This is a genomic window from Domibacillus sp. PGB-M46 (assembly GCF_022668875.1).
Taxonomy (GTDB): Bacteria; Bacillota; Bacilli; order Bacillales; family Domibacillaceae; genus Domibacillus.
Genome location: NZ_JAKGCR010000001.1, coordinates 223,770 through 248,386 on the forward strand (window position 1 = coordinate 223,770; position 24,617 = coordinate 248,386).

Annotated in this window: 22 protein-coding genes and 1 pseudogene; 1 reads left to right on the top strand and 22 read right to left on the bottom strand. The window is 46.6% G+C overall.

Annotated features, from left to right (window positions below; genetic code table 11):
* Positions 1-31: 31 nt before the first annotated feature.
* The 20 genes and pseudogenes from uvrA to spoVAC all read right to left on the bottom strand — a co-directional run bounded on the left by uvrA (position 32) and on the right by spoVAC (position 19,607).
* Positions 32-2,884, bottom strand: coding sequence for an excinuclease ABC subunit UvrA (gene uvrA, locus L2D08_RS01100; RefSeq protein WP_242231862.1), 2,853 nt, complete (start codon positions 2,882-2,884; stop codon positions 32-34).
* A 10-nt stretch (positions 2,885-2,894) separates the two neighbouring features.
* Positions 2,895-4,871: an excinuclease ABC subunit UvrB gene (uvrB, locus tag L2D08_RS01105; protein WP_242231863.1), complete on the bottom strand. Its 1,977-nt coding sequence runs from the start codon at positions 4,869-4,871 to the stop codon at positions 2,895-2,897.
* Positions 4,872-5,020: 149 nt separating this feature from the next.
* Entirely contained in the window at positions 5,021-5,257 is a 237-nt protein-coding gene (locus L2D08_RS01110; RefSeq protein ID WP_242231864.1) for a CsbA family protein, read from the bottom strand.
* Between the two features lie 66 nt (positions 5,258-5,323).
* Entirely contained in the window at positions 5,324-5,959 is a 636-nt protein-coding gene (locus L2D08_RS01115; RefSeq protein ID WP_242231865.1) for a YfbR-like 5'-deoxynucleotidase, read from the bottom strand.
* A gap of 157 nt (positions 5,960-6,116) precedes the next feature.
* Positions 6,117-6,245: a protein YhfH gene (gene yhfH, locus L2D08_RS01120; RefSeq protein WP_242231866.1), complete on the bottom strand. Its 129-nt coding sequence runs from the start codon at positions 6,243-6,245 to the stop codon at positions 6,117-6,119.
* A 136-nt stretch (positions 6,246-6,381) separates the two neighbouring features.
* Positions 6,382-7,575 (bottom strand): PDZ domain-containing protein, encoded by a 1,194-nt coding sequence (locus L2D08_RS01125; protein WP_242231867.1) that lies wholly within the window; start codon positions 7,573-7,575, stop codon positions 6,382-6,384.
* 91 nt (positions 7,576-7,666) lie between these two features.
* Positions 7,667-8,797, bottom strand: a complete 1,131-nt coding sequence (locus tag L2D08_RS01130; RefSeq protein ID WP_242231868.1) for a trans-sulfuration enzyme family protein — start codon at positions 8,795-8,797, stop codon at positions 7,667-7,669.
* 75 nt (positions 8,798-8,872) lie between these two features.
* Positions 8,873-9,412: a redoxin domain-containing protein gene (locus tag L2D08_RS01135; protein ID WP_242231869.1), complete on the bottom strand. Its 540-nt coding sequence runs from the start codon at positions 9,410-9,412 to the stop codon at positions 8,873-8,875.
* A gap of 127 nt (positions 9,413-9,539) precedes the next feature.
* Positions 9,540-9,647: a YjcZ family sporulation protein gene (locus L2D08_RS01140; protein ID WP_242231870.1), complete on the bottom strand. Its 108-nt coding sequence runs from the start codon at positions 9,645-9,647 to the stop codon at positions 9,540-9,542.
* A 133-nt stretch (positions 9,648-9,780) separates the two neighbouring features.
* Entirely contained in the window at positions 9,781-11,151 is a 1,371-nt protein-coding gene (locus L2D08_RS01145) for a murein hydrolase activator EnvC family protein (protein ID WP_242231871.1), read from the bottom strand.
* Positions 11,152-11,184: 33 nt separating this feature from the next.
* The gene (ftsX, locus tag L2D08_RS01150; RefSeq protein ID WP_242231872.1) at positions 11,185-12,069 is read right to left on the bottom strand and encodes a permease-like cell division protein FtsX; all 885 of its coding nucleotides are present in this window, start codon (positions 12,067-12,069) and stop codon (positions 11,185-11,187) included.
* On the bottom strand, positions 12,059-12,745 hold the full coding sequence (gene ftsE / locus L2D08_RS01155; protein ID WP_242231873.1) for a cell division ATP-binding protein FtsE: 687 nt from the start codon (positions 12,743-12,745) through the stop codon (positions 12,059-12,061). Before ftsE ends, ftsX begins: the two co-directional genes overlap by 11 nt.
* Before the next feature lie 212 nt (positions 12,746-12,957).
* Positions 12,958-14,082, bottom strand: coding sequence for a Ger(x)C family spore germination protein (locus tag L2D08_RS01160; RefSeq protein WP_242231874.1), 1,125 nt, complete (start codon positions 14,080-14,082; stop codon positions 12,958-12,960).
* Positions 14,079-15,167 (bottom strand): GerAB/ArcD/ProY family transporter, encoded by a 1,089-nt coding sequence (locus L2D08_RS01165; protein ID WP_242231875.1) that lies wholly within the window; start codon positions 15,165-15,167, stop codon positions 14,079-14,081. Before L2D08_RS01165 ends, L2D08_RS01160 begins: the two co-directional genes overlap by 4 nt.
* Entirely contained in the window at positions 15,164-16,636 is a 1,473-nt protein-coding gene (locus L2D08_RS01170) for a spore germination protein (protein ID WP_242231876.1), read from the bottom strand. The genes L2D08_RS01165 and L2D08_RS01170 overlap by 4 nt, the downstream gene beginning before the upstream one ends.
* 89 nt (positions 16,637-16,725) lie before the next feature.
* Positions 16,726-17,085 (bottom strand): cytochrome c551, encoded by a 360-nt coding sequence (cccB, locus tag L2D08_RS01175; protein WP_242231877.1) that lies wholly within the window; start codon positions 17,083-17,085, stop codon positions 16,726-16,728.
* A gap of 144 nt (positions 17,086-17,229) precedes the next feature.
* A pseudogene (locus L2D08_RS01180) lies at positions 17,230-17,925 on the bottom strand (DUF421 domain-containing protein); the annotation flags it as partial.
* 25 nt (positions 17,926-17,950) lie between these two features.
* Positions 17,951-18,127, bottom strand: a complete 177-nt coding sequence (locus L2D08_RS01185) for a DUF1657 domain-containing protein (RefSeq protein ID WP_242231878.1) — start codon at positions 18,125-18,127, stop codon at positions 17,951-17,953.
* Positions 18,124-19,134 (bottom strand): stage V sporulation protein AD, encoded by a 1,011-nt coding sequence (gene spoVAD / locus L2D08_RS01190; RefSeq protein WP_242231879.1) that lies wholly within the window; start codon positions 19,132-19,134, stop codon positions 18,124-18,126. The genes L2D08_RS01185 and spoVAD overlap by 4 nt, the downstream gene beginning before the upstream one ends.
* A complete protein-coding gene (gene spoVAC, locus L2D08_RS01195) occupies positions 19,134-19,607 on the bottom strand; it encodes a stage V sporulation protein AC (RefSeq protein ID WP_242231880.1) in 474 nt (157 codons plus the stop codon). Before spoVAC ends, spoVAD begins: the two co-directional genes overlap by 1 nt.
* Positions 19,608-19,760: 153 nt before the next feature.
* Here spoVAC and L2D08_RS01200 point away from each other — a divergent pair, with 153 nt between their 5' ends.
* The gene (locus tag L2D08_RS01200; RefSeq protein ID WP_242231881.1) at positions 19,761-20,747 is read left to right on the top strand and encodes a M23 family metallopeptidase; all 987 of its coding nucleotides are present in this window, start codon (positions 19,761-19,763) and stop codon (positions 20,745-20,747) included.
* 44 nt (positions 20,748-20,791) lie between these two features.
* On the opposite strand, the gene prfB is transcribed toward L2D08_RS01200, so the two are convergent.
* Both prfB and secA read right to left on the bottom strand, forming a co-directional pair.
* A protein-coding gene (gene prfB / locus L2D08_RS01205; RefSeq protein WP_242231882.1) for a peptide chain release factor 2 occupies positions 20,792-21,890 on the bottom strand; the annotation gives its coding sequence in 2 pieces (ribosomal slippage) (positions 20,792-21,817 and positions 21,819-21,890; 1,098 coding nt in all).
* Positions 21,891-22,029: 139 nt separating this feature from the next.
* A complete protein-coding gene (gene secA / locus L2D08_RS01210) occupies positions 22,030-24,540 on the bottom strand; it encodes a preprotein translocase subunit SecA (RefSeq protein ID WP_242231883.1) in 2,511 nt (836 codons plus the stop codon).
* Positions 24,541-24,617: the final 77 nt, after the last annotated feature.

The window sequence follows — 24,617 nt, forward strand, 5'->3', positions numbered from 1 at the left end:
ATATACGAACGCTCTATCAAAAGGTTTCATTTTATTCTGCTTTGACAGCCATACGCTCACGATCACGCTCTAAAATTTTCTTCAAATAGTGACCTGTATGCGATTCCTTCGTCGCGGCGATGTCTTCAGGCGTGCCGGATGCTACGATCGTTCCGCCTTTATCGCCTCCTTCAGGACCAAGGTCGACAAGATAATCGGCCGCCTTAATCACATCAAGATTGTGCTCAATAACCAGCACCGTATCGCCATTATCAACGAGGCGCTGCAGTACTTGAAGAAGCCGGGCAATATCATCGGTATGCAGGCCTGTGGTCGGCTCATCCAAAATATAAAACGAGCGGCCGGTCGAGCGGCGGTGCAGCTCGGATGCCAGTTTAACACGCTGCGCTTCCCCGCCGGACAAGGTAGTGGCCGGCTGTCCAAGCGTAATATAGCCGAGGCCGACATCTGCAATGGTTTGAAGCTTCCGGCTGATTTTCGGAATGTTTTCAAAGAACTCAAGCGCATCTTCAACGGTCATTTCAAGTACATCTGAGATGCTTTGGCCTTTGTATTTTACTTCAAGCGTTTCCCGGTTATACCGTTTGCCATGACATACTTCACACGGTACGTATACATCCGGCAGAAAATGCATTTCAATTTTAATGATGCCGTCTCCGCGGCATGCTTCACAGCGGCCGCCTTTTACGTTAAAGCTGAAACGGCCTTTTTTGTACCCGCGTACCTTCGCTTCGTTTGTCTGCGCGAACACATCCCGAATGTCATCAAAAACACCCGTATAAGTGGCCGGGTTGGAACGCGGCGTGCGGCCGATCGGCGACTGGTCAATATCAATGACTTTATCGAGCTGATCGATTCCTTTCACTTCTTTATGGGCGCCTGGACGCGCTTTTGCCCGGTTCAGCTTTTGCGCCAGTGCTTTATAAAGGATCTCGTTAATGAGCGTACTTTTTCCTGAACCTGATACACCTGTTACAGCTGTAAATACACCGAGCGGGAATTTTGCTTTTACATTTTTTAAATTGTTTTCTTTCGCGCCAATGACTTCAACCCAGCGGCCATCCGGCTTGCGCCGCTCCTCCGGAAGAGGAATGTACTTATCGCCCGACAAGTACTGGCCGGTGAGTGATTTTTCATTTTTCATTACTTCTTCCGGTGTGCCCGCCGCAATAACCGAGCCGCCGTGAACACCTGCGCCCGGGCCGATATCGATCAAATAGTCGGCTGCAATCATGGTGTCTTCATCATGCTCAACAACAATAAGGGTGTTGCCAATATCGCGCATATTCTGCATCGTGCGAATCAAGCGGTCATTATCACGCTGATGAAGGCCGATAGAAGGTTCGTCTAAAATGTACAGTACACCGGTCAGGCGTGAGCCAATTTGCGTGGCGAGCCGGATCCGCTGCGCTTCTCCACCGGAAAGTGTGCCGGCTGCACGGCTTAATGTCAGATAATCAAGGCCGACATCAATTAAAAATCCAAGCCGTTCGCAAATTTCCCGCAGTACAAGGCGGGCAATTTGCATTTCCTTTTCAGTCAGCTCAATATCTTTGAAAAAGTCAGCTGCTTCTTGAATGGAAAAAGCAGTCGTATCAGAAATGGTTAAATCGTTAATTTTAACGGCCAGGCTTTCTTTTTTCAGCCGCTGTCCTTTACAAGTCGGGCACTTCGATTCACCCATATACTTTTCCATTTGTTCCCGTATATACTCCGAGCTTGTTTCTTTGTAGCGGCGCTCTACATTGCTGAGTACACCTTCAAAGACGATATGGTTGTCCCGGATCTGCCCGAAGTCATTTTCATACCGAAAACGGATGCGGTCCTTTCCAGAACCATTCAAAAGTTTATCCTTATGCTCTTCTGGAAGTTCTTTCCACGCTGTATCCATATCAATCTTATAATGCGTGCAAACCGCTTTTAAAAGCTGCGGATAATATTGAGAGCTGATCGGTTCCCATGGAGCAATCGCATTCTCGTTTAAAGACAGGTCTTTATCAGGAACCACTAAATCTGCATCTACTTTTTTCTTCATGCCCAGCCCATCGCAGGATGGGCAGGCGCCGAATGGGCTGTTAAATGAAAACATACGCGGTTCCAGTTCCCCAACCGAAAATCCGCAATGCGGGCAGGCATGGTGCTCACTAAACAGCATTTCTTCTTCACCGATTACATCGACGATGACATTTCCTTCACCAAGACGAAGAGCCGTTTCGATCGAATCCGCCAGACGCGCTTCCACCCCTTCTTTTACGACGATCCGGTCAATAATCACTTCAATCGAATGCTTTTTGTTTTTTTCCAGTTCAATCTCTTCTTCTAAATCACGCATATCTCCATTTACACGCACCCGGACATACCCTTGTCGTTTTATGTCCTCAAACACTTTCGCATGTGTGCCTTTACGGCCGGAGACAACCGGGGCGAGCACTTGAATTTTAGTTCGTTCCTCAAGCTCCATGACCCGGTCGACCATCTGGCCGATCGTCTGGGAAGTAATTTCAATGCCGTGGATCGGACAGATAGGCCGCCCAACCCGTGCATATAAAAGACGCAGGTAATCATAAATTTCTGTTACGGTTCCTACGGTCGAACGCGGATTGCGGCTCGTAGTTTTCTGATCGATGGAAATCGCCGGTGATAACCCCTCGATAGAGTCGACATCCGGTTTATCCATCTGCCCTAAAAACTGGCGGGCGTAGGCAGACAGCGATTCTACATAACGCCGCTGTCCTTCCGCATAAATGGTATCAAAGGCAAGCGATGATTTTCCCGATCCGGACAAGCCGGTCAATACGACCAGCTGGTCACGCGGAATGGTTATATCAATATTTTTTAAATTATGGGCACGTGCCCCTTTTACAGATATATGATCAATGGCCATGAGGGCACCTCTATTCTGATTTTAATTCAAACAATGCATCACGAAGCTCGGCAGCGCGCTCGAAATCGAGAGCTTTCGCTGCTTCTTTCATTTCCGCCTCTAATTTCGTAATAAGTTTTTGTCTTTCCTGCTTTGAAATTTTTCGGCCGGTATTCTTTGAAGCGTATGTTTCGGTTTCCTCCGCTGCTTGTGTGGCACGTATTACATCACGGATATCTTTTTGAATGGTCATCGGCGTAATGCCGTGCTTCTCATTGTACGCTTCTTGAATTTCACGGCGGCGTTTTGTTTCTTCGATCGCTTTTGTCATGGAATCTGTCATTTTATCAGCATACATAATGACTTTTCCTTCGGCATTACGTGCAGCCCGGCCAATGGTTTGAATAAGCGACCGTTCGGAGCGAAGGAACCCTTCTTTGTCTGCATCGAGAATAGCCACCAGCGATACCTCCGGGATATCGAGTCCTTCCCGGAGCAAATTGATTCCGACGAGAACATCATACTTGCCGAGGCGCAAATCGCGGATAATTTCAATCCGCTCAAGTGTTTTAATTTCCGAATGCAAATACTGCACTTTAATGCCGATTTCTTTCAAGTAATCCGTTAAGTCTTCCGACATTTTCTTTGTTAATGTTGTGATCAGTACGCGCTCGTCTTTTTCGATCCGTTCATTGATTTCGCCGAGCAGATCGTCAATCTGCCCTTCAATCGGCCGGACGTCAATGGTTGGGTCAAGCAGGCCAGTCGGGCGAATAATCTGCTGTGTCATTTCTGGCGTTTGCTCAAGCTCATATGGACCTGGTGTTGCCGATACGTACACAATCTGGTTGATGTGCTCTTCAAATTCCGAAAAAGTAAGAGGCCGGTTATCCTTCGCGGATGGAAGGCGGAACCCATGGTCAACAAGCACCTGCTTGCGCGCCTGGTCGCCATTGTACATGCCGCGCACCTGCGGCAGCGTAACATGGGACTCATCAATGACCATTAAAAAGTCATCCGGAAAATAATCCAATAATGTATAGGGAGTTGAGCCCGGCGGACGAAGTGTTAAATGGCGCGAATAGTTTTCAATTCCTGAGCAAAAGCCCATTTCCCGCATCATTTCCAGATCATAGCGGGTCCGCTGTTCTAAACGCTGCGCTTCTAAAAGCTTTTCCTCTGCCCGAAGCTCTGCCAGGCGCTCTTCCAGCTCCTGCTCAATGTTGCCGATGGCAATGTTCATTTTTTCTTCCCTCGTAACGAAGTGGCTGGCCGGGAAAATAGCGGCGTGCTCGCGGTCACCCATGATTTCTCCGGTCAGGGCATCCACTTCGCGAATGCGGTCAATTTCATCTCCAAAAAATTCAACACGAATACACCGCTCGTCTCTTGAAGCCGGGAAAATTTCCACTACATCTCCACGAACCCGGAACGTTCCGCGCTTAAAATCAATGTCATTTCGTTCATACTGAATGTCAACAAGGCGCCGAAGCAAATCATTTCGCGGCACCTCCATGCCAGTGCGGAGCGAGATCACCATTTCTTTATATTCTTCCGGTGAACCGAGGCCGTAAATGCACGACACAGACGCGATAATAATGACATCATCGCGTTCAAATAGGGCAGACGTTGCCGAGTGGCGCAGCTTATCGATTTCATCGTTAATACTGGCATCTTTTTCAATAAATGTATCCGTTTGCGGGACGTACGCCTCCGGCTGATAATAGTCATAGTAACTGACGAAGTATTCCACTGCGTTATTTGGGAAAAATTCTTTAAACTCACTGTAAAGCTGGCCAGCAAGCGTTTTGTTATGGGCGATGACAAGCGTGGGCTTTTTCACTTCCTGAATCACATTTGAGACGGTAAATGTTTTCCCTGTACCTGTCGCGCCAAGCAGCGTTTGATGTTTTTTGCCGCTCCGAATGCCTTCGACAAGTTCTGCAATGGCTGCCGGCTGGTCGCCCTCCGGTTTATATTTAGAAACTAAGTTAAATTCATGCGCCAACGCATTGTCCCCCTGTCTATATCCGTTCTTCTTTCTTTTATACTTCCCATTTTATCATGATCGAAACAAAAAAAGCCAACAAAAAGCACACACCTGTTCGGAATGCGTGTTTTTGCGTCGATAAAAAAAACACCGAATCCATTTCGGTGTCAATTCAGCTTTACCTTCAGCCGTTTCATCATTCGGTTAGACAGCCAAAGGCCGGCTGTAATAGAAAAAGCGTCCATTACGATCAATTCCCACGTATGGGTATATCCTTTATAGGCAGATGCGGCAATCAGTGCGACTGTCAAAATAACGCCAAGAAACTGGTTGTATGTTACACGTGAAAACAGTAAAACAAGCAAAGCCGGCATAAACATTGCCAGAATCAGCTGATCCACCATCATGCCCTCCCAAGTTTTTTCTTTTATCATACTGGATTTTTCTTTTTTCGGAAAGATTGGATTTTATTATGACCGGTTAATAATGCGCTCTGTTAAATCTCGAAGCTCACTGTGCGGCATAAATTTCTCAGCCAGCATATCCGGCATAATATGGTCGATAAAATACTGTACACAATGAAGATCTTGAAATTTTAAAATCGTATTGAGCGCTTCTTCGTAAATTTCAAAGAAAAGCGGGTCTGGATTTCGTTTTAAAATTTCTCCATACGCTTCATACAGCAAATCCACTTTATCGGCTACTGACAAAATGCGTCCTTCAAGCGTGCCGTCTTTCCCTTCTTTTAAACGCCTAAAATAGGCTTGATGGAACTCCGGCGGAAATTCTGCTTCAATAAAGCGGCGTGCCATTTTTTCTTCTACCTGCGAAAACAGCTCTTTTAATTCTGTTGTCGCATACTTCACCGGCGTTTTAATATCTCCGGTAAACAACTCCGCATAATCGTGGTTGAGTGCTTTTTCATATAAAGACCGCCAGTCCACTGTTGCGCCTTTCATTTCCTCAACTGTGCCTAAAAATTGAGCGATTTTTGTAACCTTGAATGAATGAGCCGCCACATTATGGCTTTGAAATTTAAACTTCCCCGGCAGGCGGTATAAATGCTCAAGATCTGATAGTGTTTTAAAGTATGTATGTACCCCCATGATACCCACTCCTTTTCTAATGAAGAAACCTGTTCATTTTCTGTAAGGTATGATGACTATTGTAACGGCAAATAAACAGAAAAAAAAGAAAAATCCACTCTGTTATGGAACAACAGGTGGATTTTTGTATTGAATCCGATTACATTCTCTGAAAAAGTTACTCTTCTACTTTACTTAAACAGCGTTCACATTCCGTATGGTACGACTCATGCTGCTCTGTTATCTGTGCTCCGCACTGGCAGCACTCTTTCCCCGGGATATTACGGTAAAATTCTAACGGCATCATGTTCATGTCCCCCTTGTGATTTTTGGTTGATGTGTTGCTGTATATTTATTGTATTATAACAGATATAATAAGTCAATGTGTGTTATATAATATATTTGTTTTTTTGCAATATAAAAACGCCCTTCGAAAAGGGCGTTTAATCAGAAAACACGGAGTCATCCAGATATTCTTTTTCTTCAGGCGCAAATAGCAGGCCAAGCTCATGGTGTTCATTTTCATAAATAGAGCCTTGCGTAAATCGAACCTGCCCGTTTGTGCCAATCACTTCAAGCTTGCAATAAGCAGCATTTTTCTGCAGCGCTTTATAAAATTCTGTTTCTGTCCCTACCGGTATCCCGTTTACTTTTGTGATAATTTCACCAATCATCAGCCCCATCTTTCGAGCAGGCGCTCCCGGGAGAACGCCCACTACCATGATTCCTTTCGGCTGGGTTGTAAAAAAGTACGGACGGTGCTTTTCATAGCTGAAATGCCGGCGGGTAATTGCCATGCGCGCAATAGCTGCGAATAAAACAGCGGCCGCGGACAGCTGCCATAACCAATAAGAACCGGCCGCAATAAGCAATGTCAGAGCACCGGCCCAAATAACACTTTTACCCGTCGCCTGTACAGCCAGCGCTGGAAGTGTACTGCGCACAGTCATTGAAAAGCCGACTAGAAACGGAAATAAGATCAGGTAGTAATGCTCGGCGCCAATCGGGATTACCGGCCACCAATTTGCAAATGATTCAAGCGGGCGGGCTCCCGGAACCGGGAGAAATACTGGAACAAGCCAAAGGCGCCGCGCCAGATGAACCGCCGTTTTTTGTCCGCGCTTACTCATCTCCAGGCGCGGCGACGTTCCCTGATAACCGCGCTTATGAATCAGCACCCCTTCGGCTATTACCAGAAGTGCCGTGATAAGGGCTAGAATAGATAAAATGCTTTCTATTTTCAAAGGTTCATAGGAAATAAATGAATATCCCGCGTAATCGGCCAGAATAAATACAGCATAAGCAGCTGTTAAGGTCCAGGCAGGCGACAGCAGAAAAAAGCCGCCAATACTGAAGATAATAAACAGCGCTGCCATAAAGCTGAGCAGGTCAGCCGGTAAAGCCAGGCCAAGGCCAAGAGAAATAATAGACAGCACGAGACCTACTGCCAGGCTCGATGGCAAAATAAACCGGATTTCTTGATATATATCATATACGCGTGTACCGAAGTCCTTGCGTTCACGCGTAACACGAAACATGCCGACTACAAAAGCCAGAACAAATGAAAAATAAAAGACAGGGTGAAGCAATAATCTTCCTGCAGCCGTAATGAGCTGCATGAGCCAGTCCAAAGCCATAAAAGTCCCTCCAGAGCGTTGCACAAAAGTCTTTCTCTCTATTGTATCAGAAAGCTTCTGCAATCGTTAACAGACTTATGGCGCTTTTTCATCAAGCTTCGCTGAGCGCCTTTTCAAACTGACCGATAATGTCTTCTGCTTCTTCAATACCAATTGAAATACGAACGGTTTTCTCAGAAACACCGACGGCTGCTTTTTCTTCTGCATTAAGTGAACGGTGGGAAGTGCCAAACGGCCATGAAACAGATGTTTCTACACCGGCAAGCGACGGAACAATCCCGATCCAGCCAAGTGAGCGGAAAAAAGCAAATTCGTCTGTATCTTTCGCCAGGTCAATCGTAACGATCGCTCCATTTCCCCGCTCAGATACGCCTTTTGGATAAAAAACTTTTTCTACTTTTGAATGAGTACGGAGCCAGTCTGCCACTTTCTCTGCATTGGCAGCCTGGCGCTCCATCCGCAAGCCAAGCGTTTTGGCTCCCCGGCATGCGAGCCATGATTCAAACGGGCTTAAGTTCATGCCAATGTTCACAACACGACTTCTCGCTGCTTGTATGTATTCTTCCTTTCCAACTACAACACCTGCTGACACGTCACTGTGTCCGCCGATATATTTTGTCGCTGAGTGAACCACGAGATCTGCACCTAACTCGTAAGGCTTGATTAAAAACGGAGTGGCAAACGTATTATCTACCATTAAAACAAGTTCTTTTTTCTTGGCAAGAGCCGATACTTCTGCTATATTCTCAACACGCAAAAACGGGTTTGTGATTGATTCTGTATACAGCATAACCGTTTCCGGACGGATGGCCGCTTCCACAGCTGACAGGTCTTCAAAATCTACAAACGAAGTTTCAATGCCCATACGCGACAGCTCTTCTTTCATCGCATAAAACGTGCCGCCATATACATCCTGCGCGGCTACAATGTGATCGCCGCTTTTGGCCACAGCCAGAACTGCAGCTGTAATCGCACCAAGGCCAGATGACGCTGCTACTCCTTCTGGTGCTCCTTCAAGACGTGCTGTAATATTGGCCAGCTCATCTGCATTAGGATTGCCGACACGTGTATACAGATAAGGGGATTCCCCATTATAATAGCCTTCCATTTCTTCCAAGCTGTTGAATGCAAACACAGATGTCTGGTAAATCGGCGTAACCTTGCTTTGAATATTTTTCGGCAGCTTTTCGCCATGTAATGCTTTTGTGTTAAAAGAATCCATTGTTGTCCACTCCTTTTCATCTGTCCATTATATTCCGAAAATTGCACAAAAACAATCCGCCCTCACATGAGCGGATTAGCGGATTAGCTCTTTCATCATCGGTTCGTCCATCGGACCAACGATTTTTTGGGATACCGTGCCTTCTTCATCAAGCACGTATGTAGTAGGGATTGTATACACATCATACTCTTCTGTTACTGCACCGCTTTCGTCGAGCAGCACAGGAAACGTGATATCGTATTGATGGGCAAATTCCCCCGCTTTAGACGAACTTTCTTCTATATTAACGGCCAGTATCTCAACATTGTCCGGCTTTTCCTCATAAAAGGCCTGCATGTGAGGCATTTCGTCTTTACACGGGGGACACCATGTTGCCCAAAAATTTAAAAACACTTTCTTCCCTTTGTAATCCGACAGCTTCACCTTTTCCCCATCTATTGTTTCCAAATGAAAGTCTGGTGCTTTCTCTCCGATTGCAATACCGTTTTTGTCGTTTGTCACGGCCAGCCCTTTTTCACCGATATCCGTTACATCTTTACGATCTTCATACAACCGAAAGCCGGCCAGCCCTATTAAAAGAATGAGCAGTGCGATGCCTAGCCACTTCTTGCGCATATGCGTCTCCTCCAGCAGATTTTGATCATTCCCCACTTCTTCCATCATATCATATGACCGTTTTCCGCTACTTATCTGCAAACAGCAGAAAAACAAAAAAAAGCCGCTATAAAGCGGCTTTCCTGCATTAAAATCCCCAGCCAACATATGCTGCGCCCACGATGATAAGTAGAATAAACAATACGACTACAAGCGCGAATCCGCTGCCGTACCCGTTTTCTTTGTATTCGCCCATGTTTCTCCACCTCCCTGTCCATTACACTTACAGCGTATGCACAAAGGAAGAAGCCGGAAGGGCAAGCCGCCTAGATCAAAAAAAAAGTGCCCGTCCCCTCCTGCTTTTGAGCAGGGAAGACAAGCACTTTTTCTTACAGGTCAATATATTGAGCCGGGTCAACAGCGTTTTCTTTACCCAATGTCCAAGGGCCTTTATGAATTTCGAAATGAAGATGCTGTCCGTAGGAACGGCCTGTGTTACCCATGTAGCCAATCACCTGGCCTTTTGATACGCTGCCGCCTTGTACAACACGCTCAGACAAATGCGCATAAACGGTTGTATAAACTTGTCCATTGATAGAATGCGAGATAAAAATCGCATTTCCATACGAATCTGAATAATAAGAGCGGCTCACTACGCCGTCTGCAGCGGCTACAATCGGCACACTTTCGCTGTTCGCAATATCTACACCTTTATGGTCGCCAAGTGAACGGATGCCGTATCCTGACGTAAAGGTTCCCTCAGCCGGACGCATAAACATGCCTCCTGCATCAGCCGGAGTGGCTGCGGAACGAACCTCCTGCTTTGGCTCTGCTGCTGGAGCAGATGGCTGTTCTTGAGCAGCCGGTGCTGACGAAGAAGCAGAAGCGGCGGCTTTTGAAGCAGCTGCTCTTGCTTTTGCTGCCGCTGCGGCGGCTTCCTGCTCCGCTTTCTTTTTCGCCGCTTCTTCCGCTAGACGTTTCTGCTCGGCAATACGGTCTTGCTCTGCTTTGATGGCTGCTTGAATCGAAGCTTCCTGCGCACTTAGCAGGCTTTGTTCTTCTTCAAGGCTGAGCTTTTGCTCATGCGCTTCATGCTCATCCGCAACAAGGCCTTTCATCACTTCATTTTTCGCTGCACGCTGTTTTTCCAGCTTGGCTTTCATTGTTTGCAAGTCTGCCAGCATGTTTTCCAGGCTTGCAAGCTCTTCTTTTACTTTTTGCTCACTGGCTTCAAGCTGTTTTTTGTCCCGCTCCTGCTCCTGCAAAATCTCTTTATCTGCATTGACAAGCGCTGTAACAGCTGTTGCACGGCTGACAAAGTCGCTGAAGCTTTCTGCTCCAAGCAGTACTTCCATGTAGCTGGCCGATCCGCCGCTTTGCTGAATGGAGCGGGCACGGTCTTCTAATACTTTTGTACGCTCGGTAATGCGAACCTTTAACTCTTCGATTTCCGCCCGCAAGCGCTCAATTTCTGCTTTTGTACCGGCAATTTCCTGCTCTTTCGCCCGGATCTTTGACTCGGAATCTGTAATCGCCCCATCCAGCTTACGGATTTCCGCGTTTATACTGTCCTGCTCCTTCTGAAGATTGGAAATGGCTTTCTCTTTTTCATTGATATTTTGTTCAAGACCGGATTTTTGTGACTCAATTTGCTGCTGGCGCTTTTGCAAATCAGATAAGCTTTCTGCTGAAGCACCTCCCGTAAAACTGAATCCAATGGACGCCGCCACCGCAAGCGCCACGTACGATTTTCTTTTCAACGAATTGACCCCTCTCATCCCTGTATGCTTGTTTTATATTTTCAAAAACCGTCTGACGGAAAGGAAGCTGCCCCATATGCCGATAAACACAGCCATCACCAGCATGAGTGCCGTAACCGGTAAAACGAGTGGAAGATAGCCGATAAAATCTACCAGCTGAGCTGCGAGTTTTGCAGAAAGGGCCTGCTCCACATAATAGTATCCAACTGCAATCGCTGCGATCGGAAGAATGGAGCCAAGCAGGCCGATCCACAATCCTTCTAACAGAAACGGCCAGCGGATAAACCAGTTTGTCGCTCCAACAAGTTTCATAATCTCAATTTCTTTCCGACGGGCAAAAATAGTAATTTTAATTGTATTGGAGATTAAAAACATCGCAGTAAACAGAAGGCCTGCTACGAGGACAGCACCGATATTGCGCGCTGTTTTCATAAAGCTGAACAGGTTTTTCACTTCCTCTTCTCCATATACCGCTTTTTCTGTTTGGGCAAATTGCTCGATTTTCCGTGCTACATCCGGTGTATCCTGCGGACGCGCTGTTTTTACAATATAAACATCATACAGCGGATTGCTTTGTTCAAAAAGCGCATAATCATTACCCATATCTTTAATCAAGTTTTGCAGTTCCTGCTCCTTGGACGAATACGCAATACTCTCAACTTCCGGCAGACTGCTAATCTGTTTCTTTAATTGCTCTTTTTCAGCTTCTGTCGTATCAAGCTTTATATGAACACGAACTTCAACATCATTTTCAATATCCGTTCCCGCTTTATTTAAATTCAGCATAATCGCCAGAAAAATACCGGTTAACAAAAGCGTCACTGTAACCGCTGAAACAGCGGCAAACGTCATCCAGCCGTTCCGCCGGAGATTCTTAAAGCTTTCCCTGAAATGGCGGCGCAGGGTTCTAGGCTTCATAACCATAATCACCCCGCTGTTCATCACGGACAATCCGTCCGTTTTCAATCGCAATTACCCGGCGCCGAAGCGTATTAACGATATCTTTATTGTGCGTTGCCATTACGATTGTCGTGCCGCGCTCGTTAATTCTCTCAAAAAGGCGCATAATATCCCAGGATGTATCCGGATCAAGATTCCCGGTTGGCTCATCCGCTATGACCACCTTCGGATTATTGACGATCGAACGGGCAACGGCCACCCGTTGCTGTTCCCCGCCGGACAGTTCAGTCGGCAGCATGCGCGCTTTATGCTTCAGCCCGACTAAATCGAGCACTTCCATCACTCTCTTCCGGATGACAGCCGGCTCTTCTTCAATTACTTCAAGCGCAAATGCCACATTTTCGTATACAGTAAGAAGCGGAAGCAGCTTAAAGTCCTGAAAGACAACGCCGACTTTGCGGCGCAGCGCCGGCACCGACCGCCGCTTTAAGGTTGCAATGTTTACCCCGCCGACTGTTACGGTTCCGCCGGTCGGCTTTTCTTCGCGGTAGATTAATTTAATAAACGTCGATTTTCCGGCACCGCTCGGACCGACGATGTAAACAAATTCGCCTTGCTTAATTGTGACGTCAACGCTTGACAGCGCTGTGACCCCATTTGGGTATTTTTTCGTCACGCCTTTCATGTCAATCATTTCATCACCTGGTTTCGTTAATTCGGGCGGTTTATGTACCCTCTCCGCCTGTCCACAAAACATTATAGCACTGTTTGTTTTGTCATAATGAAAAGAATATGTTACAGATTCGTTTCCTTTTGTAACATTTTTCGACAGAAACACAGCAAAAAAAGCGCTTATCCAATAAGCGCTTTAGGTATCTGAAAGATAATAGAGTGGAATTGTATATATTAAAAGATCGCCCCGGTTCTTTCAATTTTTACTTTTGTCTCAACTTTTATATCCATATCGGGGTATACTTCTCCCCAGTCGAGTTTTTTGAAGGTGTCTGGATCTTTCGCAATAATTCTTCGTCCAATGCCTAACGCGTCCGAATTGGCCTCCTGCATTTTTTGAACGGTTTGCTGAAGGAGTTTTTGCGCTTCTTCTGTCAGCTGCTGGTCTAAGGTTTTCGTCACCTTTTTTTTATTTAAGCCCTGAGGAGGATACTCGATTGCCTGCACCTTCATATCTACAGACACAGTTGCCGCCGGGCTTCCATTTTTTGGCACACTCACTTTCAGCTTTGCTTTTGAATCTATAAGCGTGACTGAGATATCCTCTTCTCCCTTTACACGGAATGTAAGCGGCAGTTCCTGTTGTGTTTGATTATCCATGATCAAAAATGCAGAGGCTTCTTCGGTGGTCAGCTCTCCGCTCATCGAACGCCCGTTAAATAGGGCGCTTCCGTTTATCTCAGCTGCCCTCTGCTCTTCATTATAAGAGATAAGAGGAATCACAGCATCGCTTCCCTCATCTAGAAGAAGATTGCAGGCCAGTTGCATATTTGTGACGGGAATAGCTGATTCCTGTTCAGCTGTTTCAATTAGCTTAAAAAAATAATCGCTGTAAAGCGTCTGTCCCTTGAAATCCTTCTGGAAAAATTCATCCGCCCGCCCGTCTACGACTACAAGTTTGGCGTTCAAGGGACTAATAGGGTTACGAAAATAAGCGTCCAGCAGAGCGTATAAATCGTGCTGCGCACTTTCTTTTCCGACCATTAATACACTTAGTTTTGAAATATCCAGTGCGCCATCAATACGCCGGTCCAGTTGAAACGCCACATCCCGAATTGTCTGCCCTTTTTCCGACATGACTAAGCTTTGGGCAGCCTGCTGGGTCGCCCCTTCGGTCCCGCCCCCTCCACTGGTGGTTCCTTGATTTTCTTGAGGAATTTCGACCGTCAGCGTCAGATTGTTTTCTTCTTCCCTGTCGATGCCTACGCCAAATATTAAATTCAGATCTTTAACCGACCTCTGATCCCAGCAGCCTGCTAAAAGCAGAGAAAGAGGAATGATCGTCCACCATTTTTTCATCCTGTACCCTCCCGTTTTCTTCTGATAATAGCCACAAGGAGCAAAAACAACGGAATAGCAAATAGAAAAGCAATAGCGGCTTTTCCAGTGATGCTGCCGAGGATTTTAATGGTCTCCGCATTACTCGTATAAACAGCCAGCGGTACAATCAATACGCCTAAAACGTAAACAGACTTCTTATGGTGCTTCGCATTCACCATTTTGGCGGCACCCATTGCTGCTATATACAAATAGCTCATAAAAGAAGTAATGGAAAACACAGCCCAAATAGAAAGAAAAATAAGATCGAGCCGCTCCACAATGCCGAGTTCAATCGATTTAATCATATAAAGAACCGGCTCTGGTACATGTGTTAACTTAACGGCGCTGAAATAAGCAAATGCACAAAGCGCCAGCAATGTATAAATGACCGTAACAACCAAGCTCGCTCCTGCAGCAGCTATCCATTTTTTTTTGTTTTCCGCCTGTGTAAACGGAAAAAGCCAGAGCAAAATTTCGATACCGTTCAACGCAAAAAGAGCTTTTGGGGAACCAGACAAAATGTCTTTAAAACCCGAAGAACCTACCGGAAGCAAATAGTACACGTTTAAGTGATTCCACATTAAAAGAAAGACCAGGAGCACGCCGAGAAGCAAAAAAGACATCAATACGTGAAACCGCGCAATGACGCGCACATCTTCCTGAATCAAATAAATGGTAAGAGCCGTAATGATGACTGCAAAAACAATAGATGGCGTACGTGGAAATGCCCACTTTACCGTAATAGAAAGAAAAATCGCTAAAACCTGGCTGGCAACCACGAAAAAAAAGAGTGTGTAAAAAGCTATAATAATGATACTTAAAACGCGTCCAACAAGGAGCGGTAAAAAATCAGCCAATGTTTTTTCCGGAAAACGACAAGCCAGGATCCATATAATAAAGATCCCTGTTTGTATGAAAAAACCAGCCAGTAAAATGGACAGCCAGCCATCTTTCCCGGCAGCTTGGTGAACTTCATATGGAAGAGTTAAGATTCCTACCCCTACCTGCGTTTGAAGCAGGAAAAAAAAGAGCTGCCAGGTCGAAATGCTTGCTTCTCTTTTCATTTTTCCACCCACTGTCTTCCTTTGCTTTCTCTTTTGAGCGTCTGCGGTTTGCTGTCATATGGCCGCTTCGTTAATTTCCACCACGTTTTCCTTATAAAAACGTCCTTTAAATCCTTTACTCGAAGTGGCGCAAGCGGTGAAAAATACGGCATTCCAAGAGACTTGAGCTTGCACAAATGAATTAAGAGGATCATAAGCGCAAACACAATACCGAAAAATCCAAACAGGGATGCCGACACCATAAAAGGAAATCGAAGAAGGCGAATGGCTGTGTTCATTTCGATTGAGGGAACTACATAAGAAGAAATGGCAGTTAAGGCTACAATAATGATCGTAAAGTTCGAAACGAGCCCTGCACTTACAACCGCATCCCCGATAACAAGACCACCGACAATCCCGATTGTCTGTCCAATCGGCGTCGGCAGCCGAATCCCCGCTTCCCGGATCAGTTCAATGGTCAGCTCCATAAACAGAGCTTCCATTAAAGCCGGATATGGAACTTGCTCCACGGAGCCCTTTAGCTGCAAAATTAAATCCCTCGGCACAATTTCGGAGTGAAAGCTGACCACTGAAATATAAAAAGCCGGTAGAAGAATCGCGAAGAAAAAGGAAAACAAGCGAATCATCCGGTAAAAAGACCCGGCAAGTGACCGTGACGTATAATCATCCGGAGACTGGTAAAAGGAAAAAAAGGAAACCGGCGCGATCAAGCAGGTTGGATCGCCATTTATGAAAACGGCAATACGCCCTTCCAGTAAATTAGCCGCGACCCGGTCCGGTCTTTCCGTGTTCAACATCTGAGGAAAAGGGGACGTCGTGGAATCTTCAATCAATTCTTCGATTTGGCCTGCATTGTAGATAATCTCTGCATTAATAGATTCCAGCCTTTTTTTGATTCTTTGGACAAGCTCCGGGTTGGCAATGTCTTTTTCATACATAATGGCTAATGAAGTATTGGCTCTGTTTCCTTTTTCTAAATATTCAACCGTCAGCCTTTTACTTTCAACCCGTTTGCGGACCAAAAAGATATTAACTGAAATGTCTTCAACAAAGCCGTCATGAGCACCTCGTACCACTTTTTCATTCATAGGCTCTTTAATGGCGCGCCCCGTGTCTCTTTCTGTTCGGCAAAGCAGACAGGCTGGATTTCCTTCTATAAACAGCAAGGTCTTCCCTCTCAATAACCCTCTTAATGCATCATTATGATCTGCCGCTTCTTCATACTCGATCACTGTTAAGGCTGCTTCCGGCTTTTTTGAACCATTTTCTTTTAACGGCTGAAGAACATGATTTTCAACCTTGACCGCTTCGACCATCGTTTCTACATATAAAAGGATTCCTTGTGCTTTACCGTAAGAGAATGTTCTTTGTTTGATATCACTTGAGTCAGTCAGTGCTGTGATCGCGGCTGCGTTTTCGGATGCTGATTTCTTAAATACACCGCCTTTATCCTGCCGCCAAAATGGCATAATGCCTCGCCCCTTTTTTCAGTAGGATGAGGCAAAACCAGTATTTTATGCAAAAAAAGAACCAGCATATGCCGGTTCCGCATTTAGTGTTATCTTTTTTCAGCCAGCCAGGCAGCCACTGCCTCCGCCTCTTCGCCTTCCACTACATTTTTCGGCATCTGCCCCTGCCCATTTTCAATCACGTTTAAAATTTCTTCTTTGCTCATCTTCGACCCAATATTGCTCAGCTCCGGCCCAAATGCACCTTCGAGATTTTCGCCATGGCAGCTTAAGCAGCTTTGCGTATACACTTCTTCTCCAACAGAAGCTCTTGTTTCACCTGTTCCTTCATCTGTGGACGGTGTTTGTTCTTCTGTTTCTTCGACCGCTGCATCTTCTCCGCCGCCGCATGCAGCCAGTGCAACAGATGAACCAAGCATCAGTGCCAGCAGTGACTTTTTCCACTTCATTGCCTTGTTCCCCCTTCTCTCGATAAAAACTCACCGTAAGTATACCAAACTCGGCAGCCTATGACGAAAAAGCAAGTTTTATTCCCTGCTTTTCATCAAGGCAGGCGTGTGGATACACCGGGGGCTTTCTTACAGCTACGTTATTGGAGGAACTTGAAGGCGGTCGTCAAACAAATCAACGGTCAGCTGGCCAGTTGAATCCACTTGTCCAAGAAAAACGTTATCAACGGTTACTCCCTGCTTCTGGAGTTCTTCATGAAGCCAGCCTCTATTTAACCGGAGAGCGGCAAGCGGGTCGTCAAGAATACGGCCATCCATAATGACGGTCTGCGGTTCTTTTTCCGGGCGGACCGAGAGTCCCAGCATCGCAGGTGTTAACGGCTGGTTTTCTTTTTTTAGCAGGACACTTAAATCCCCTGATGCTTCCAGTACCGCAAACTCTACATCTGCGGCTTGAAACACATTTTTTTGCCGGAGAAGTTCGGAAAGTTCATCAATGGTGTACCGTTCTTTTTTTAAATTTTCTTCCAGTATTTTTCCTTCTTTAATAAAAATGACACCTTTTCCCTCCACAAACCTGCGGAACTTTCGACTTTTCAATGAAATATAGCCCGTTAAAAAGGGAATTACCGTAAACACAGCAAGACCAACCACCCCGTGGACCACATTTCGTTCCAGTCCCATAATCACTTCTCCGCCAATACTTCCGATGGTGATGCCTGCTACATATTCAAAGAAAGACAGCTGGGCCAGCTGCTTTTTCCCCAAAACTTTCGTAATAAGAAACAACACTGCTGTAAACAGTACGGCGCGAAAGGTAACATCTAACCAATCCGGCATGGCTGTACCTCCTTTTTCGCCATTCTTAATACGTCTCTAACCGTTTTTGTACATCGTCCGCTGCTTCCCTGACAGCCAGAATAGCTTCATACAGCTCCTCTTTAGACTCTTCCCGCTTTGACAGCACGATAAGTGTCGAAAGGCTTGACTGGATGCTTCTTAAGCTGGCCAGGCATTGATCCATTTCACTTGTTACTTTCATTCCCCTTCGGCCTCAATCGATACGGCGTGGGCGATACATGGAATGGATTCACCCTGCTGGTACGTAAGCGGCGATAAAAGGGCACCGGTTGCTACAACGAGCATACGGTTGATTTTTCCTTTTTTCATCTCGTTCAATAAATGGCCGTACGCGACTACAGCTGAACAGCCCGGGCCGCTGCCGCCTGAATAAACCGGCTGGCTTTCGTTGTAAATCATAATGCCGCAGTCTTTGTACTGCTCTTCCTTAACAGGCGTGCCATTTTTCTTGAATAAGTCCATGGAAACAGAATGGCCGATTCGGCCCAAATCACCGGTTACAATTAAGTCGTAATACGAAGGATCAACGCCGCGGTCTTTTAAATGCGCTTCAATGGTATCGACTGCGGCCGGAGCCATCGCACCGCCCATATTAAATGGATCAGTCAGGCCCATATCGATCACTTTCCCAATCGTTGCAGAAGTCACCCGCGGGCCGCTTCCTTCATTTCCTAAAAGTGCTGCTCCTGCTCCCGTTATGGTCCATTGAGACGTCGGCGGCTTTTGACCGCCGTATTCCGTTGGATAGCGAAACTGTTTTTCCACAGCCGCGTTATGGCTTGAAGCACCGGCGATTACATAATTCGCACCGCCTGCATTGATAATCATCGCACCCAGCGCCAGTCCTTCCATGGACGTGGCACAGGCGCTGAACAAGCCAAGGTAGGGCGCGCCAATCGACCGGCTCGCCATGCTTGTCGGTGTGATCTGGTTAATTAAGTCGCCTCCTAAAATATACTGCACCTGCTCTTTATGGCGTCTTCCTTTTGCCAGTGCGGTTTCACACGCCTGCTCAAACAAGAGCCGGTGGGCTTTTTCATAAGAATCTTCCCCAAGCCATAAATCCTCGTGCAGCATATCAAAATCATCCGCCAGCGGGCCTTTTCCTTCAAATGGACCGCCTATGGTTCCAGTTGCCACAATCACCGGTTTTTGGTCAAATACCCATGTGCGCTGTCCCATCTGCATCACAAACCACCCCATTGAATCCATAAAATTTTAATAGTGGCGACGATAAAAGCTGAAAACACCCCGAATAAAATAACCGATCCTGCCAGTTTAAACATATTGCCGCCGACCCCAAGCACAAATCCTTCAGAACGATGCTCAATAGCAGCTGAAATCACCGCGTTGCCAAATCCGGTCAGCGGTACAGCAGAGCCAGCTCCCGCAAATTGACCTATCCGGTCATAAACCCCAAACCCGGTCAGGAGCATAGCAATAAAAATCATCGTGCCGGCCGTCGGGTTCCCGGCTGTCTGCTCCGTAAAGTTAAAAAAGAAAATATAAAAGTATTGAATGGCCTGGCCGACTACACAAATAAGACCGCCGACTAAAAAAGCATGCAGGCAGTTTCGTGCAACCGGACGTTTCTCTTCCCTCTTTTTTTGCAGCTGTTGATACGCTGTCTGTTCTTGTGTTAAATTTTTTTGATCTGCCATGTTGTCACGTCCTTCTCTGTTGCTGTCACATTTTTTTGCTTGAACAGAGATAGCGTGACAAAAAAAAGCCATATTTATTCATCCAAGAAGTAACAGGACAAACGGAGAGAAAGTTGGGGCACGATATAGCTGTAAAGAAACGGAGGGGTGTAAATGTCAAAGTGGAGCCGGCTGCCGATGGCATGCCTCATCCTTTATTTTTTAAGCGCCATGCCTGTTTCCGCGGAACAGCGCGTTACAGAGGAAAGAGCAGCATATTACGAAAAAATGGAGCGGCAGACGCTGGTGCCATGGTATTATTTAGCCGCTGTTGACCAATTCGAGCGGAATATTCAAGCAGTCCGTGATGACCTGCCTGACCGAACCGGCACAATCAGCATTCATTTTCCGCGCAGCACCTGGGCTGGACGGCTGAACCCGCTGAAAAAAACAACCACACCCGCCGTGATTACTTTTTTCGGCGGCCGCGGGCTTGATGGCGATCAGGACGGAAAAGCCGATCCAAATGATCCGGATGATGTGTTGTTTACAATGGCGACCCTGTTAACGAAAAACGGCTATCTGGAATCGGATATTAAAAAGGCATTGAAGGATTATTATAAAAAAGATGCATCGGTGAAACAGATCATGACGATTGCGGCTTTGTACCGCCACTTCGATACAATTGAGCTGGATGGCCATGCTTTCCCTCTTCCTTTAGGGTATAACTACAGCTACCGCAGCACGTGGGGGGACAAACGCGGCTGGGGCGGGCGCCGGATGCATGAAGGAACCGATTTGTTTGCTTCTTATGGTGTCCCGGTGCGGGCCACCACATACGGAATCATTGAAATAAAAGGATGGAATGAATATGGCGGCTGGCGGGTCGGCATCCGGGATGTCCATAATGTGTACCATTATTTTGCCCATCTGTCGGGCTTTGAAAAAGGAATAAAAGAAGGCATGATTGTTAAACCAGGCACGGTTGTCGGTTACGTCGGCAGTTCCGGCTATGGTAAGCCCGGCACAGCCGGCAAGTTCCCGCCTCATCTTCATTATGGGATGTACAAATATAACGGCCGGATGGAATGGGCATTTGACCCGTACCCGTCTCTTTCCCACTGGGAACAGGCGGAAAAAGCCGAAAAAAAGTCGAATTAACAAAAAAACCACCGAACCGCATGGGTTTTGGTGGTTTTTTCTTTTTACAGGCGGGAGCGAAGGTACGCATTAATAAATGCGTCTAAATCGCCATCCATAACCGCTTGGATGTTTCCTGTTTCCTCACTTGTCCGGTGGTCTTTTACCATGGAATACGGATGGAATACATACGAGCGAATCTGGCTTCCCCAGCCGATTTCTTTTTGTTCACCGCGGATTTCAGCAAGCTCTGCTTCCTGCTCCTCTAAGCGGCGCTGGTACAATTTCCCTTTGAGCATTTTCATTGCATGCTCACGGTTTTTAATTTGCGAACGCTCTGTCTGGCACGTGACCACAACGCCTGTCGGGATGTGGGTAATCCGAACAGCCGAATCCGTTGTATTGATGTGCTGACCGCCGGCGCCGCTTGCCCGGTACGTATCGATTTTCAAATCTTCTGTCCGGATTTCGATTTCGATTTCCTCATTAAATTCCGGCATGACTTCACACGATACAAAAGAAGTATGGCGGCGGCCTGATGAATCAAATGGTGAAATCCGTACAAGGCGATGAACGCCTTTTTCCGCTTTTAAATAACCGTAGGCATTATGGCCTTTAATAAGGAGTGTTACACTTTTAACGCCGGCTTCATCGCCCGGCAGGTAATCAATTGTTTCCACTTTAAAGCCGCGCTTTTCTGCCCAGCGTGTGTACATCCGCAGCAGAAGCGATGCCCAGTCCTGTGACTCGGTTCCGCCGGCACCTGGGTGAAGCTCTAAAATGGCATTGTTTTTATCATGCTGTTCGCTCAGCAAAAGCTGAAGCTCAAAATTGTCAAGACGCGTTTGAAATTCTTTCGTTTCATTCGCAAGCTCTTCATGCAAATCCGCATCGTTCTCTTCTTTTAACAGCTCGTGGGTCATTTCAAGATTTTCCTGTGTTTCCACCAAATCTTTGTATTCATTCACAAGCTCTTTGAGCGCGTTTGATTCATTAATAACCGCCTGTGCACCCTGCTGGTCATTCCAGAAATCAGGGTCAAGCATACGGTCTTCAAGCTCTGCCATTCGTGCCTCTTTGTTTTCTAAGTCAAAGAGACCCCCTGAAGTCCGCCAATTTCTCGGCTGAATTGTCAAGCGTGTTGCGAATTTCAAATAGTTCCATCTAGTCCACCTCTAAATTAATGTAATAAAAGAGTGCAGGTGCGGAAAAAACCGCACCCAGTCCGCTGCCAAACGCCTGCCTTCAATGCTGCCGCCCGCTGCACACCTTAAAAGCGATTCGTTTTTGCGCATCCTGTTTTTTACTCTTGAAGTCCGTGACAGTTTTTATACTTTTTACCGCTGCCGCATGGGCACAGCTCATTGCGTCCGATTTCCGGCGCTTTACGGAGCGGCTTTTTCTTTTTCGGTGCTTCTTCTTCTTTCGGATTAACCGCCTGGCCTTTTGCTACTTCCTGGCGCTCAAGGTTGCTGCGGATTTCCGCTTTCATAACATACTTGGCTGCTTCTTCGTTGATGGCAGCAATCATCTGCTCAAACATGGCAAAGCCTTCGTTTTGATACTCGCGAAGTGGATCAATCTGTCCGTAAGCACGCAGGTGAATCCCCTGGCGAAGCTGATCCATCGCATCAATATGGTTGATCCATTTTGAATCGACTGCGCGAAGCAGTACAACTTTTTCAAATTCACGCATTTGCTCGGCACCAAGCTGTGCTTCACGCTCATTGTAGCGTTCCGTAACTTTGTCGGAAATAATGCGGCTGATTGCATCCAGATCCTGGCCGCGAAGTTCATCCGCTGATATCGCTCCCTCTTCAAGCAGGTTCGCGTTTACCGTGTCGGCAATGCCTTCTGCGTCATACGGCTCGGCCGCTTCTTCATCGTTCGCATGCGCCGCAATCGTCGCCGCGATCGTTTTGTTCACCATATCTTCCAGAATGCTGCGCAGGTTTTCTGCTTCGAGCACTTCATCACGCTGCTTGTAAATAATTTCACGCTGCTGGCGCAATACATCATCATATTCAAGAAGACGTTTCCGCGCGTCAAAGTTATTGCCTTCTACTCGTTTCTGCGCAGATTCAACCGCCCGGGATACCATCTTGCTTTGAATAGGCTGAGTATCGTCCATGCCAAGCTTGGCCATCATCGACTTCATATTATCCGATCCGAAGCGGCGCATCAGTTCATCTTCCATTGACAGATAAAACTGGGTGACACCCGGGTCGCCCTGACGGCCGGAGCGTCCGCGAAGCTGATTGTCAATCCGGCGTGATTCATGGCGCTCCGTCCCAATAACAGCCAGGCCGCCAAGCTCTTTGACGCCTTCACCGAGTTTGATATCGGTTCCGCGTCCAGCCATGTTAGTCGCAATCGTCACAGCACCCGGCTGTCCGGCATCCTGGATGATTTCCGCTTCCCGCTCATGGTTTTTCGCATTCAGTACGTTGTGCGGAACGCCCCTTTTCGTTAAGTGGGCTGAAATAAGCTCAGATGTTTCGATCGCCACTGTCCCGACTAGAACCGGCTGTTTTTTCTGATAGCGTTCATGGATATCTTCCACAACAGCCATAAATTTACCGTTCATCGTTGCGTAAATTAAATCGGCGCGGTCATCACGGGCAATTGGACGGTTTGTCGGAATCGCCACTACGCGCATATTATAAATGTTGCGAAATTCTTCTTCTTCCGTGCGGGCCGTACCCGTCATGCCGGAAAGCTTTTCATACATCCGGAAGAAGTTCTGGAATGTAATCGTCGCCATCGTCATGCTTTCATTTTGAATTTGAACGCCCTCTTTTGCTTCAATGGCTTGATGAAGCCCGTCAGAATAGCGGCGCCCTTTCATTAAGCGGCCGGTAAACTGGTCAACGATGACCACTTCCCCATCCTGCACAACGTAATCTACGTCGCGATGCATCGTCACACGCGCTTTTAACGCCTGTGTGATATGGTGGTTTAAGCCGACATGCTTCAAGTCAAACAAGTTTTCAATGCCGAATGCTTTTTCCGCTTTCGTCATTCCTTCTTCGGTTAACAGCACGCTTTTCGTTTTAATATCAACCGTGAAGTCTTCTTCTTCCTTCAGCGTACGGACGAACGAAAACGCATGGATGTACAGCTGCGTTGATTTGGCTGCCTGTCCGGAAATGATCAGCGGTGTCCGCGCCTCATCGATTAAGATAGAGTCCACTTCATCAATGACCGCATAGTGAAGTGGACGCTGTACTTTATGCTCTTTGTACAGCACCATATTGTCACGCAGGTAGTCAAAGCCAAATTCGTTGTTTGTTCCGTACGTAATGTCACACTCGTACGCTTCTTTTTTTTGCTCTTTCGACAAGCTGTTTAAATTCAAGCCGACTGTTAAGCCAAGAAACTCGTAAAGACGGCCCATTTCTTCCGCATCGCGGGATGCCAGGTATTCATTGACGGTAATAACATGAACGCCTTTGCCGGAAATCGCATTTAAGTAAACCGGCATTGTGGCCGTCAGCGTTTTTCCTTCACCGGTTTTCATTTCAGAGATATTCCCATCATGAAGGGCGGCTCCCCCCATGAGCTGAACACGGTACGGATAAAGGCCAAGCACACGTTTCGCGGCTTCCCGTACAACAGCAAACGTTTCTACAAGCAGGTCATCAAGCGATTCGCCTTTTTGATAACGCTGTTTGAATTCTTCTGTTTTATCTTTTAACGCTGCATCGGAAAGCGCCGCTGTTTCACCCGCCAGCGCCTCCACTTTTACAGCTGTTTTTTCAAGTTTTTTTATTTCTTTTTTATTCGCATCAAACACTTTATTTAATAAACCCATCTTAAACGCTCCTTTTCAGGTTCAACAGGGCAAAACCTTCGCATTTTTCCTAGTTAATAGTACCACTTCTGAAGGTG

Bases quoted from the DNA above. Each gene is read 5' to 3' on its own strand.
- L2D08_RS01165 (WP_242231875.1), bottom strand. From the start codon at position 15,167: ATGAAAAGAGAAGCAAGCATTTCGACCTGGCAGCTCTTTTTTTTCCTG.
- L2D08_RS01140 (WP_242231870.1), bottom strand. From the start codon at position 9,647: ATGGGCGAATACAAAGAAAACGGGTACGGCAGCGGATTCGCGCTTGTA.
- L2D08_RS01125 (WP_242231867.1), bottom strand. From the start codon at position 7,575: ATGGCTTTGGACTGGCTCATGCAGCTCATTACGGCTGCAGGAAGATTA.
- L2D08_RS01170 (WP_242231876.1), bottom strand. From the start codon at position 16,636: ATGCCATTTTGGCGGCAGGATAAAGGCGGTGTATTTAAGAAATCAGCA.
- ftsE (WP_242231873.1), bottom strand. From the start codon at position 12,745: ATGATTGACATGAAAGGCGTGACGAAAAAATACCCAAATGGGGTCACA.
- L2D08_RS01160 (WP_242231874.1), bottom strand. From the start codon at position 14,082: ATGAAAAAATGGTGGACGATCATTCCTCTTTCTCTGCTTTTAGCAGGC.
- L2D08_RS01200 (WP_242231881.1), top strand. From the start codon at position 19,761: ATGTCAAAGTGGAGCCGGCTGCCGATGGCATGCCTCATCCTTTATTTT.
- spoVAC (WP_242231880.1), bottom strand. From the start codon at position 19,607: ATGGCAGATCAAAAAAATTTAACACAAGAACAGACAGCGTATCAACAG.
- L2D08_RS01135 (WP_242231869.1), bottom strand. From the start codon at position 9,412: ATGCGCAAGAAGTGGCTAGGCATCGCACTGCTCATTCTTTTAATAGGG.
- L2D08_RS01130 (WP_242231868.1), bottom strand. From the start codon at position 8,797: ATGGATTCTTTTAACACAAAAGCATTACATGGCGAAAAGCTGCCGAAA.
- L2D08_RS01110 (WP_242231864.1), bottom strand. From the start codon at position 5,257: ATGGTGGATCAGCTGATTCTGGCAATGTTTATGCCGGCTTTGCTTGTT.
- yhfH (WP_242231866.1), bottom strand. From the start codon at position 6,245: ATGATGCCGTTAGAATTTTACCGTAATATCCCGGGGAAAGAGTGCTGC.
- L2D08_RS01185 (WP_242231878.1), bottom strand. From the start codon at position 18,127: ATGAAAGTAACAAGTGAAATGGATCAATGCCTGGCCAGCTTAAGAAGC.
- L2D08_RS01115 (WP_242231865.1), bottom strand. From the start codon at position 5,959: ATGGGGGTACATACATACTTTAAAACACTATCAGATCTTGAGCATTTA.
- spoVAD (WP_242231879.1), bottom strand. From the start codon at position 19,134: ATGCAGATGGGACAGCGCACATGGGTATTTGACCAAAAACCGGTGATT.
- ftsX (WP_242231872.1), bottom strand. From the start codon at position 12,069: ATGAAGCCTAGAACCCTGCGCCGCCATTTCAGGGAAAGCTTTAAGAAT.
- cccB (WP_242231877.1), bottom strand. From the start codon at position 17,085: ATGAAGTGGAAAAAGTCACTGCTGGCACTGATGCTTGGTTCATCTGTT.
- secA (WP_242231883.1), bottom strand. From the start codon at position 24,540: ATGGGTTTATTAAATAAAGTGTTTGATGCGAATAAAAAAGAAATAAAA.
- uvrA (WP_242231862.1), bottom strand. From the start codon at position 2,884: ATGGCCATTGATCATATATCTGTAAAAGGGGCACGTGCCCATAATTTA.